The 557-nt window shown below is 47.8% G+C and carries 1 protein-coding gene; it reads left to right on the forward strand.

The window, feature by feature from the left end; translation table 11 throughout:
* A partial coding sequence (locus tag PG887_RS22610) for a methyl-accepting chemotaxis protein (protein WP_244056538.1) occupies positions 1–368 on the forward strand: 368 nt, incomplete at its 5' end.
* Positions 369–557: the final 189 nt, after the last annotated feature.

Here is a 557-nt window from a genome sequence, read left to right on the forward strand (position 1 = left end):
CGACAACGGATATTCAAAGCATGATCAGCGCTCTACAAGAGCGAGCGCAATCCGCTGTTACAGTCATGGAGCAAAGTAGTCGGCAAGCGCACACGAGTGTAGCTCACGCAGAGGAAGCAGCTACAGCTCTTGATGGAATTGGCCAACGCGTTAACGAAATTACCGACATGAACGCGCAAATAGCGACTGCGGTCGAGCAGCAGGGAGCAGTAAGTGAAGACATAAACCGCAGTATTATCAATATACGCGATGCTGCTGATACCAATGTACAGACCGGGCAGAATAATTTGCAAAGTGCGAAATCTGTCGCTCAGTTAACTAGCGCTCTGAGCGAACTGGCAAAACAGTTTTGGGAAAAACGAGGATAACGCTTTTCAGTATCTCGACAGGGATAACTTACTTTACCATCGGTTATCCCTTTTAGCCGCACAAATTTTAGCCATGGCTTTTCAGGAAGTCAGGGCTATCAGAATGGCCTTAGAAAGCCTAGTCAAAGAGCTGTCACGAGAACACCGTTAGCTTAGCGTACGATTTTTTCCGAATTCTGCGGTTCCCCC

It is taken from the genome of Aeromonas sp. QDB14 (assembly GCF_027707845.1).
Lineage (GTDB): Bacteria > Pseudomonadota > Gammaproteobacteria > Enterobacterales > Aeromonadaceae > Aeromonas > Aeromonas caviae.